10 protein-coding genes and 7 pseudogenes are annotated in these 9,808 nt (G+C 60.9%); 5 read left to right on the top strand and 12 right to left on the bottom strand.

Annotation, left to right across the window (positions count from 1 at the left end):
• The 3 genes and pseudogenes from NKJ08_RS37305 to NKJ08_RS37300 all read left to right on the top strand — a co-directional run.
• Nucleotides 1-227 (top strand): annotated as a pseudogene (locus NKJ08_RS37305) (hypothetical protein); the annotation flags it as partial.
• Nucleotides 172-309, top strand: coding sequence for a hypothetical protein (locus NKJ08_RS39190; protein WP_502906387.1), 138 nt, complete (start codon nucleotides 172-174; stop codon nucleotides 307-309). The pseudogene NKJ08_RS37305 and the gene NKJ08_RS39190, both read left to right, overlap by 56 nt.
• A gap of 41 nt (nucleotides 310-350) precedes the next feature.
• A protein-coding gene (locus tag NKJ08_RS37300; protein WP_502906385.1) for an IS630 family transposase occupies nucleotides 351-1,302 on the top strand; the annotation gives its coding sequence in 2 pieces (ribosomal slippage) (nucleotides 351-703 and nucleotides 702-1,302; 954 coding nt in all).
• 120 nt (nucleotides 1,303-1,422) lie between these two features.
• On the opposite strand, the pseudogene scpB reads toward NKJ08_RS37300, so the two are convergent.
• From scpB to NKJ08_RS37270, 4 genes and pseudogenes are all read right to left on the bottom strand, one after another.
• Nucleotides 1,423-2,043: pseudogene (gene scpB / locus NKJ08_RS37295) on the bottom strand (SMC-Scp complex subunit ScpB).
• Between the two features lie 106 nt (nucleotides 2,044-2,149).
• On the bottom strand, nucleotides 2,150-2,953 hold the full coding sequence (locus NKJ08_RS37280; RefSeq protein WP_502906386.1) for a DUF1403 family protein: 804 nt from the start codon (nucleotides 2,951-2,953) through the stop codon (nucleotides 2,150-2,152).
• 331 nt (nucleotides 2,954-3,284) lie between these two features.
• Nucleotides 3,285-3,564, bottom strand: a pseudogene (locus NKJ08_RS37275) (helix-turn-helix domain-containing protein).
• A 30-nt stretch (nucleotides 3,565-3,594) separates the two neighbouring features.
• Nucleotides 3,595-3,732: pseudogene (locus NKJ08_RS37270) on the bottom strand (type II toxin-antitoxin system RelE/ParE family toxin); the annotation flags it as partial.
• A 9-nt stretch (nucleotides 3,733-3,741) separates the two neighbouring features.
• Here NKJ08_RS37270 and NKJ08_RS37265 point away from each other — a divergent pair.
• Nucleotides 3,742-3,840 (top strand): annotated as a pseudogene (locus NKJ08_RS37265) (integrase core domain-containing protein); the annotation flags it as partial.
• 189 nt (nucleotides 3,841-4,029) lie between these two features.
• Here NKJ08_RS37265 and NKJ08_RS37260 read toward each other — a convergent pair.
• From NKJ08_RS37260 to NKJ08_RS37225, 8 genes and pseudogenes are all read right to left on the bottom strand, one after another.
• The gene (locus NKJ08_RS37260; protein ID WP_352786180.1) at nucleotides 4,030-4,113 is read right to left on the bottom strand and encodes a hypothetical protein; all 84 of its coding nucleotides are present in this window, start codon (nucleotides 4,111-4,113) and stop codon (nucleotides 4,030-4,032) included.
• A 52-nt stretch (nucleotides 4,114-4,165) separates the two neighbouring features.
• Nucleotides 4,166-4,318, bottom strand: a pseudogene (locus NKJ08_RS37255) (exopolysaccharide production repressor protein); the annotation flags it as partial.
• Between the two features lie 29 nt (nucleotides 4,319-4,347).
• Entirely contained in the window at nucleotides 4,348-4,665 is a 318-nt protein-coding gene (gene fdxB, locus NKJ08_RS37250) for a ferredoxin III, nif-specific (RefSeq protein ID WP_352786173.1), read from the bottom strand.
• Nucleotides 4,662-4,865 (bottom strand): CCE_0567 family metalloprotein, encoded by a 204-nt coding sequence (locus NKJ08_RS37245; RefSeq protein WP_352786172.1) that lies wholly within the window; start codon nucleotides 4,863-4,865, stop codon nucleotides 4,662-4,664. Before NKJ08_RS37245 ends, fdxB begins: the two co-directional genes overlap by 4 nt.
• Before the next feature lie 25 nt (nucleotides 4,866-4,890).
• Nucleotides 4,891-5,358, bottom strand: coding sequence for a NifX-associated nitrogen fixation protein (locus NKJ08_RS37240; RefSeq protein ID WP_352786170.1), 468 nt, complete (start codon nucleotides 5,356-5,358; stop codon nucleotides 4,891-4,893).
• Nucleotides 5,359-5,694: 336 nt separating this feature from the next.
• Entirely contained in the window at nucleotides 5,695-6,855 is a 1,161-nt protein-coding gene (locus NKJ08_RS37235) for a TlpA disulfide reductase family protein (protein ID WP_352786169.1), read from the bottom strand.
• 434 nt (nucleotides 6,856-7,289) lie between these two features.
• Nucleotides 7,290-7,487, bottom strand: a complete 198-nt coding sequence (locus tag NKJ08_RS37230) for a FixH family protein (RefSeq protein ID WP_352786167.1) — start codon at nucleotides 7,485-7,487, stop codon at nucleotides 7,290-7,292.
• Nucleotides 7,488-8,391: 904 nt separating this feature from the next.
• Nucleotides 8,392-9,417 (bottom strand): IS110 family RNA-guided transposase, encoded by a 1,026-nt coding sequence (locus NKJ08_RS37225; RefSeq protein ID WP_352786166.1) that lies wholly within the window; start codon nucleotides 9,415-9,417, stop codon nucleotides 8,392-8,394.
• Between the two features lie 202 nt (nucleotides 9,418-9,619).
• Between NKJ08_RS37225 and NKJ08_RS37220 the strand changes: the two are divergent.
• A pseudogene (locus NKJ08_RS37220) lies at nucleotides 9,620-9,808 on the top strand (IS110 family transposase); the annotation flags it as partial.

Raw genomic sequence — 9,808 nt, 5'->3', positions numbered from 1 at the left:
TCCCCGGCACCCCGCTTGCCGACGCCAAGCCCATCGAGCCGATCGAATTCGTGCGCGTGATCGCGCTGGCGCGCATCATGATGCCGAAATCGCATGTGTGTCTTTCCGCCGGCCGCACCGCCATGACCGACGAGATGCAGGCGCTGTGCTTTTTTTGCCGGCGCCAACTCGATCTTCGTCGGCGACACGCTGCTGACAGCGGACAATCCAGGCGAGGACAAGGATAGCCGCTTTTTACGCCGTGTGGGCATCCAGCCGATGGAACTAGAGCGTCGGACGTTCAGTTTGAATCGCGAGGGATTCCAGTGAGGCGTGGTTCATGATTCACTTCCTGTAGGAGGTGATTTGCCATGCCCAAGCCCTATTCGCTCGATTTGCGTGAACGTGTTGTGCGGTTTGTCGAGGCTGGCCACTCGCGGCGTGCGGCGGCGGCACATTTTGGGGTGTCGGTTTCGTTTGTCGTGATCCTGATGAGGAACTATCGAAAGACCGAGAGCCTGGCGCCCAAGGCCAGCGGTGGCCGCCGCCATTCCAAGCTCGACCCGCATCGTGCGTTCCTGCTTGGCCGTGTGGCCGAGAAGGATGACATCACCATGCCGGAGCTTGCCGCCGAGCTGGTTACTGCTGCAGGCGTCCAGGTGGCCCCCGCCTCGATCTCGCGCTGGCTCAGGAATGGCTATCGCTTCAAAAAAAACGCTGCTGGCCAGCGAGCAAGATCGTCCCGACGTCAGCAAGGCGCGGCAGGAGTGGCAGACCAGGCGCCAGCCGCGGATGCGGCTTGAGCCACATCGGCTGGTGTTCATCGACGAAACCGGAACCACTACGAAGATGACGCGTCTGCGCGGCCGCTGCCTAAAGGGCCAACGGCTGCGCTCAAAGGCACCGTTCGGGCATTGGAAGACGCAGACCTTCATCGCCCGGTTGCGCTGTCATGGGCTCACGGCCCCTTTTGTTATCGACACGCCGATGAACCGGCGCATCTTCGAAACCTATGTCGAAACGCAGCTCGCTCCGACGCTGGCAAAGGGCGATGTCGTCATCCTCGACAATCTCGCTGCCCACAAGAGCCCGGCCGCCGAGGCAGCGATCCGGGCCAGAGGCGCATGGCTGCTCTTCCTGCCGCCCTACAGCCCAGATCTCAATCCCATCGAAATGGCATTCGCCAAGCTCAAGGCGCACCTGCGCGCAAAGGCCATCAGAACCATCGACGCCCTGTGGCAGGCCATTGGCGATATCTGCAATCTCTTCTCTCCAACAGAATGCAGAAATTACTTCGCAGCCGCAGGGTATGGACTCACATGAAAGTCCGCCGCTCTAGACCCTATGATTGCTGGGCCTGAGGGTGGCCCGTCATCCGATATGCAACGGTAAGAGGGTTAAGCCGGATGACCGGTACAGAGCCTGATGCATAGGAGACGGCCCTTATGGAACATAGCCGATTTGTTGGCTTGGATATTCGTCCAATTCAGCTCCGGCATCCTCTTGGCCTGCGGCAAAGTCGGGAATGATGTCACCCGCCAGCAGCTTCTCCTTCGACAGCAGACCGGCATCCTCGAGCGCCTCGAAATCCGGCAGATCGCGCAGCGTGTCGAGCTCGAACTCCAGCAGGAATTCTTTTGTCGTGACGTAGGTGTAGGGCGCACCAGGCGTCGGGCTACGCGGACCCGAGGCGATGAAGCCTGCGCCACGCAGATGGCTTACCAGGTCTCGGCTAATCTCCTTGCCGAAGAAGGATGACAATTCCGCGCGGGTGATCGGCTGGAAATAGGCCACAACACATCAGCATCAGCACCTGGGACTGCGACAACTCTGCCGCGCGTTCACTGGTTCCGTCAGCCGCGTGAATGGGTCGGCATAGGCAGGCCGGGTCAGGTGCCGAAAACCACCGGCGACGGCGACCAGGTCATAGGGCCGGCCGTGCAATTCCTCGCGGATGTCGTCGATTAGGAGGTCGATGCTGCAGCTCTTGCCGAGGATGCGCGCCAGCGTTTCGCGCGTCACCGGCTCACTGGCCGCGAAGATCGTCGCCTCGACGCGGTTCATCCATTCGCGCCAGCGCGCCTCTGGCGGCAGGTGATCCAGCTCACGATCAAACAGGCGGTCGCCTGATCGCTGGTCATCTGACCGGCCTCGCCTATTGCGCACCGCTTCAGCCATTTCCTAAAGCCCGTAGATGCGGAACGTGGTGCGGCCCGTCAGCTCGCGCACGGCGCCAAATTCGACCAGCCGGTCGAACAGGCGGCGCAGGCCGCGGTCGCTCATGCCGGTCTTTGTCCCCGCGCGAGGCGACGACGGCGTCTCCGCCCAGAAGCGTCGCGATCACCACGTTCGCACCCTTTGCCCGCAATTTCGGCGCGACGGCAGTGATCCGCTCGGCGCGGCGGCCGAGCTCGGTCGAGAGATCGATGGCACGCAGCGCGGCGCGCGACTGCGCAACTAGCAGCGTTTTCGCACGCTCGGCCCCCACCTCGATCCCAGTTGCCGCAACAACGGTGCCCACGCTGCGCGGCCGACCGGGATTCATGCCCGAGCCCACTTCGGTGCCCAGTAACGGCACCGCGTGCGACCATCCCAGCCGCTGCGCCAGCACAGCGTCGGCGAGCCAGGCCCCGACGGCGCCGCTGAAGCCGTGTCGTTCAGCGGCCATGAACGCGCCAGTCAGCGTTCCGACCGTCCCGGCATTGGCGGAGACCTGGCGAAGCTCGTCCGCCAGATCGCTGACCGCCTCGTCGGCACGGGCGTAACCGAATTCCCCCAGAATTCCGGCGATGCTCGCCTTGGTCAGCAATTCCTCCGCGGAACGCGCTGCCAGGCGGCGCCAAGCCAAGAACATCCGACCAGCAGGACCGACATCATCGCCTGGCCGCGTGAGCAACACGGCGTCGCGCAATGCCGCCTCATCCTCGACGCGCCCGCCCTGGCGAGCCGTCGCCGCCGCGGCTGTGAGCGCCAGCCGCTGCCGCCAGGCACCTGCCCATTGTTCTTCCCGGCGACCACCGCATCGAGCGCGCCGAGAGCGGCACCCGCGGCAAGCGCAGCATCCTCAACGGTTGGCGACGCCTCGATTGCCCTGCGCAGCCAGGCCGGCACCGTTGCCATCGGCGCGATCGAAGGGGCACCGCCAAGCGTGGCGTGGTGGCGCGGAACGGGTTTGGGACGCAGAATCATTCGCAGACACGATGGATCATCGCGGCGCTTTTAGCAATTGTTTGCACAAGAACCGCCGCGCCTGTCGTGAATAGATAACGAATGATAATTGCCTTATCGCACGTTCGGCAAAACGCTTAGCGCAGCACCTCCAGTCCGCTTCTGCACCACGGACAGCAGTTTCAGCGCCATCCCGCTCGGCCGCTTGGCGCCAGTCTCCCACTTCTGCACCGTCGATTCCGACGTGTTCAGATAGCGCGCGAACACCGGCTCGCTGACATGGCTCTTCTCACGCAGCGCCTTGATCTCGTCCGGCGCGAATTCTTGCGGCACCGCTACGGAACTGTCGTCGAAGCTGCGCAGCGTCGCCTTGTCGATCGTTCCGGCCCGGTACATGCCGTCCACGGCGCTGTGGATCGCCTCGAAGGCTTCGCTCTTGAACTTTGGCTAGTCATCATCACTGATCTCCAACAGGACCCCTGCTTTTAGCTCAGCCGCCAGATTGGCCTTCGATTTTCGCCGGTACAGCCCGGCCAACCCCCGAAACGCCCGCAACTCATCGTCATGGATGTTCGCCCGGTCCTGAGGTCCTGATGGCTTAAGGACTACAACACAGTCCGACCCCATAGCGCGATCGGCAATAAACCGCCGATATCGCTCATGAAAGGCTCATCGGCGGCCGTGCCGCCCTGAGCCATTACCCCGGAAGTTCCGGCCCGGGGCGACCCAAAGACGGGGAGCACCTCAAAAAGTGAACGAGGCTAACTTATGAACGCGGACAAAACGGGGAGCACGTCAGCTCTGATCTTGTCAACGCGCCTCAACGCAGCAGCGATATGCCGCCCATCGGAACGAACTGGGGCACATCTGAAGATTCATTCCTCACCCGATTATACTCCGGCGGCTGATATCCAGCTTCCTTATAGTCTGGCGGCTGACATCCAGCTTCCTTGCAACTGTCGAAATGCTCAGCCCTTTGGCCAGCTCGGCTAGCGCAGCCAGACCGCCAGATCATAAATAGCACGCTTGCGAAATAGGCCAACTGAAGGAGCAACGAACAAGCCAGGGTCGTGACGACTACTGTACGGATGGAATGAGAAGCGAAGTAGACAATCAGAGCGTTGCTGCAGAGGACCAGCCCCAGGACGCGACAAAAGATTTTTATGGGCAACGCCGTTCTCCTGGTTTTGTCTCCTCAGATCATGCTGCGACCTGGTCGGCCGCAACATGGGTCTGGCAGTTCTTCGGGCAGACGCGGCCGCAGGCTCCGCAGCCAATGCAGCGGCCGGCATGGTCGACGACCATGATCATGCGATTGAGCTCGCCGTCGAAATCGTCGTCTTCGCCGTCGCAGGCGCCGAGGATTTCACCCGCATCATCGACGCCGTGAAGGTGCATGACCTCGCGCGAGCAGACCTTGAAACAGCGGCCGCAGCCGATGCAGGTCGTGCCGTCTATAGCGGTGAGATATTCCGGCACCCATCCGGAGCCGTCGCGGGTAGCGAATGTGCTCGTCATCGTAACTTCTTCATTGCAGCGAGCGCTCTCTTGGCACCATCCAACTCGGCAAAAACGGCCGACGTTTCCTCGGCAACTTCCTCTATCTCCGTCCATTTTTCCGGGAGATTCTCTGCAAGGTCGCGCAATTTCATCTTGGCAACTGCGGCGCGCAGCTGAAGCTTTCGGACTTTCTTCCCCATCTCATCTAGCTTTGACATAAATCCTTCCTCAAAATCGGTTTCTTCACGCCCGTGCCACGTCGGGATAGGCTTCGAAGGCTGCAGTCGCATCGTCGACCAAGTTCGTACCGGCCTCGCGAGCTTCCTGAACGTCTCGAAGCCGAACCGGTGGATGTCTCGACAGAGCGACCAACCGCCCGGCCGTGAAAAGCGATCGTCCGAAGCCCATGGGTTTCATCTCCATCGTTGGCGATGTCATCAGGCCGGAGCGCTCCTCGATCGCGAGCCCGACGGCGGTGTAGAACATGTCGAGCCTCCACAGCATGCCCGGCTCGGGATCGCCGATGACAGGCATCGCACGGCGCTGTTTTCTGGTGATGATGAAGTCGCCCAGCAGCTCGGCGTCCGATTTGCCTTCCCATGAGCCGTAGGACTCCTGAGCACGGATCAGCCGCACGAGGCATTTGACGAACGGGGTGAAAAGGGCCGCCTCGTCCTCGTTGACAGCCGGGCTGACCGCGGCATCAGACATTTCATATTCTCCTCATTTCAGTCCTCTTCCTCGAAGCACGATGTCTGTTTTCTGGGACGCCTACTTCGGGCACACTTGCGCAGCCGACGCCCGGCTCGGGGCGGCCGATTCCACGCAATTGATGTCCCTATGGCCGACGTTGAACACCCCCTCGACTGCGAAGTCTTCCACGCGAATTCGCGTCGAACATCACTTCCGCCGCAATGCGGCCGGAGGCCATGAAGGTTCGAGCCTTGACCCTGCTGCAAACAATCCATCCTGTGCTGCATGGGGCCTGCTTGCGGCCACGCCAGGGAAATGGACGAATTGGGCAGTAAACATTCCGACCATCCCCCTTTATGTATTCTTCTCGCCCGGCCGCGCTTTGGCACTTCCGGGAAGCCTGTTTTGCGGAGCCGCACAGAGAGCGCCGTAACAAACCTTCCCGCCCCTGTAGTTGGCCAGGGCCTGCAGCAAATCCGGTAGAAGGCGCTCTTTCAGTTCGCCCGGGACAGGCTCCGGACCGTCCAGCGACTTCAGTGCCAGCTCGACCAACTCGATCGCGCGATCGTTGTTGCCGTTATCGTGATAGTACCGGGCGACAGCCGGATAAGACCGGTACTTAGGGCTGTCGCCTTGCGGGGGATTCAGTGCCAGGATGTGTTCGGACAGCTCCTTGCCCATCGCGAAGCGCTCAGCAGGGGGAAGGCGCGAATGGTCATTAGCCGGATGGAAAAGTTGGTCTAGCGCCGAAACCATCCAATCCTGGGAGTTCTTGTCGATCGCGTCGCGGGCCAATTGGCGCATCACAGGCAAGCCGGTCCACATGTCTTGTATTTTGTGAAGCAACAGGTGCGCATGAGCCAGGCGGAAATTGATGTCGTCGGGCATCAAGGCGATGCCCTCTTCGATCGCCCAGAGCGCCGTCTTCCAATCTTCTAACTTCACCGCCGCCCAGAATCTGTCATCGATCGGCTGCTTCAACGCTTGTTCGCGCGCCATGGGTTCGCTTGTGGCGATCCGCTCCGTATCGGCGGCTTTAGCTTTATCGCTGATGCGCCAGCTGCCGTTGAGCACTTTCGGCAAAACCTCATCGAGTTGGCTGGGATGACCGATAAAGGCGATGTGACCGTCTCGGTCGACCACGAATGAGGTCGGAATCCCAAAAGAAAAGCTGGGTTTCATCCAAAGCTTGTTCATTTCACCTGTGTGGTCGAACGCGATCCGATAGCTCAGATGCGAGCACTTTTCGGTCAACCACGCGTCCAACTTGGTGCGAGCCTCAACGGCCGTTGGAGCGTCTTCATTAGCCGCGACGCCGACGACCTCAAGTCCGCTGTCCCTGTATTTTTCCTGGAGCCGCATCAGATCGAGCATCTCCGCCATGCATAGTTCGCACCAAGTTGCCCAAAATTCGACGATATAGACTTTGCCGGGCTGGAAGTTCGCAAGGGGCTCGCCACGCAGCCAGTCCTCCATTTTGATCGAAGGAGCCGGTGACCCCATCTGCAATACCATGTTGTCTCCAAAGCTGTTGCCAAAACTTGCGTGACCTTATGCGCAAGCTTGTTCCCCCTTTGAGACGGGGCACGAGGGTTCAAAGAAGGGAGAGCATCGCTCGTCTTGCGCATCTGCGTGCAGTCAGCCTTCACTCAGTGTTGCTGAATCTCAATTCGCAAAGGCCGTGCCAACGCGCTCAGCGGGCCGTAAGCCCATGAAGCGCTAGAAAAAGCCTCCAAATGCCAGGATGGCCGGTTGTATTGAACGGGACGTGTTTTCTGCCGCTGTCAGGTTTTAGACAAGCATCACGCGCTTCGCGTCGGCAGAAAAGCGTGGCCCGGACGACTCAATATGCATCCGGGCCGAGGGACGAGGCCGATGGGCATCATGACTGTGTTGGCCACCGCCAGGCTCGTCATCATCGTCCGCTTCACGCCACCGGCTTTAGCGTCTTACCGCTCCGGTCCGGAGGCGGTAGGGGATCTCGCCATTTGCGATTGCGAGGGGCCGCTCCATCCGAGCGCGGCCTGTGCCCCCTCGCCCGCCTTGCGATTGAATTCTTGGCCGGCGACATGGGAGTTGTTCACGACGAAGCCGGTCCAGCTGCGGCTCGCCAATACCGCCATCAACCGATCGACGATGATGATCATGGCGAAAAGGCCAGGATGAGTGCCGGCCTGTGCCGGCCGGTGAACTCTGCGGGATCCCTGCTTTGTGTTTACTTCTGTGTTCCCGGTGCTCAGGTGCAACGGGACCTCGCGGCGCGACGTGAGCGTTGGCGGAATGCAAACCCAAAGACCGCTCGGTCGCCACGCAGGTTGGGCCGGACCAACGGGAAACGCTGGAGATGCGGCTGTCCGCCACTAACCCGGGCCACCATCCCAGAGATGACAAGGCGATTGATGCCATCGTTCGCGCCGACGCCGGCAAGCGCCCGACCGTCCCGACTCGAAGGTCGGTGCCTTGGCCACTGCACTGCGCTGGTCAGCTCCCGGCCAGTGCTGAGGGAAATCGTGATAACGCCAATACGATGCGGCTACGGTCCGAACGCGGCCTGCCGCGCTGAAACGACGCTCTTTCTCGACCTGACGCCGACCTGCGAAGCCCCGGTTTTGACTTTGAGGAGCGCCTGTACCTCTGCCGGCCGTTGGTCTCCGCGTTCGGATCATCTCGGTCGAGCAGAACCCCGAACGCGAGACGTCCGCGATGTTCTCGGCGACGGCGATTGCAGATTGGATAGTGATGGGGTTGTCTAATCGCCGCTGGGACGTCAAGCATGTAATTGCGTCGAGACGACGCTGCCGGGTGCATGGTTGTTGTCTAATCGCCGCTGGGACGTCAAGCATGTAATTGCGTCGAGACGACGCTGCCGGGTGCATGGTTGTCTTCGCGGTCGACATCAGTCGCCGCATGATGGAGCTCCGCGGACGAGCCTTCAATGTGGACGACGCACGTTGCTGAGACAGCGGTGCAACCCCATCAGCGGAATGGCTCGGCTCACGTCCCGGCAGGGACGTCTCAGGCGCTCAGATCCTGAACGCTATTCGCAAGATTTCATGCTGTGGCGCCTGCATTTCGATCAAAGAACTCACCGGTCTTGAGCATCGAATGCATTATCACCGCCAGTTTGCGCGCCACAGCCACGGCAGCTCGTTTGAAGCCAACCCTCTCCCGGAGCTTGAGGCCCCACGTGCGCAGGCTGCTGTCGATCGAGCTGCGTGTCAGGATGACCGCCGCAGCCTCATAGAGAAGTCCCCGCAAATGTCGATCGCCGCGTCGGGATATATGGCCGTCATAATCGACTTCTCCCGATTGGTAGCGGCGAGTTGTCAGGCCGACCCAAGCGGCAACAGAGCGGGACTTCTTGAAGTTGCCCGGATCTTCAATGGCAGTGGCGAAAGAGGTTGCGGTAATGGCGCCGATGCCGGGGATCGACATGAGTATGCGGCATGCTTGGCTTTGACGTGCATCTGCGACAAGCTGGCGCCCAAGCTCGGCGGCACGGATGCGAATGCTGCGCCAGGCTTCCACCATCGGTAGGACGACAGGAGCAAGCTCGCTCTGATCGATAAGAAGGCTCCGGACATTCTTTTCGAATGTAGTTCCCTTACCGGCGGGAACGAGCAAGCCGAACGTTTTCATGATCCCTCGGATCTGGTTGGAAAGCTCGACGGTGATCCGGACCAGCCGAGTGCGTGCTGCCACGAGCGTGCGGGTCAACATACTGTCGAAGCCTTTCACGCGCACCTCGCGAAAGAATCCTGCTTCAGCAAGACGCGCCAAACCATCGGCGTCATTCGCATCCGTCTTGTTCGCCGCCATATCGAGAGCGGCTTTGGCATGGCGCGCATCGATGCAGATGGCTGGCAATCCCTCGGCGCGCAGCGCATGATAGAACCAAACTGACAGCGGGCCGGTTTCGAACACGACGCGCTTTGCGGCCGGCGCCCGCTTGCGGACAAGCTCGGCAATGATCCTGGGATCAGATGCGCACTTCCCGCGCCAGATCCGTTCGCCTTCACGGCGGATCGACACTGCCGTCTCTTTCATCGACACGTCGAGACCGATATGTTCTTCCATGGCTGTTCTCCGTTGATGCTGGGCCCGGCGTCCAGTCGCGAGCCCGTATTTCATCTTATCGGGGAACAGCCACCCTCCAAGGCTATGATCGGTTCCAGGGCGCGTCGCTCCCGCGATTACCCCATGTGGACGCCCCCTCGACGGCATCGATGTGCCAGAATGGTGGTGTTTGACAGCCACCGTAAGAGAGGGAGCGTCCACAATGGAAGTTAACACGATCGGGTTGGACCTAGCGAAGAATGTATTTCAGGCGCATGGAGCCGATGCGGCGGGCGCCATTGTTTTCCGCAAGCAACTGCGACGCGACAAGGTGCTTGCGTTTCTCGCTGGGCAGCCGGCCTGCTTGGTCGCCATGGAGGCCTGTTCTGGGGCGCATCACTGGGCGCGCGAG

This window comes from Mesorhizobium sp. M0244, from assembly GCF_040321795.1.
In the GTDB taxonomy this organism is placed as follows: domain Bacteria; phylum Pseudomonadota; class Alphaproteobacteria; order Rhizobiales; family Rhizobiaceae; genus Mesorhizobium.
The sequence above is the reverse complement of the archived record's forward strand: the minus strand, read 5'-3'. Positions and strand labels throughout refer to the sequence as shown.

Coding starts and splice junctions, on each gene's coding strand:
- fdxB (WP_352786173.1), bottom strand. CDS start 4,665: ATGACGAGCACATTCGCTACCCGCGACGGCTCCGGATGGGTGCCGGAA.
- NKJ08_RS37245 (WP_352786172.1), bottom strand. CDS start 4,865: ATGTCAAAGCTAGATGAGATGGGGAAGAAAGTCCGAAAGCTTCAGCTG.
- NKJ08_RS37240 (WP_352786170.1), bottom strand. CDS start 5,358: ATGTCTGATGCCGCGGTCAGCCCGGCTGTCAACGAGGACGAGGCGGCC.
- NKJ08_RS37235 (WP_352786169.1), bottom strand. CDS start 6,855: ATGGTATTGCAGATGGGGTCACCGGCTCCTTCGATCAAAATGGAGGAC.
- NKJ08_RS37230 (WP_352786167.1), bottom strand. CDS start 7,487: ATGATCATCATCGTCGATCGGTTGATGGCGGTATTGGCGAGCCGCAGC.
- NKJ08_RS37225 (WP_352786166.1), bottom strand. CDS start 9,417: ATGGAAGAACATATCGGTCTCGACGTGTCGATGAAAGAGACGGCAGTG.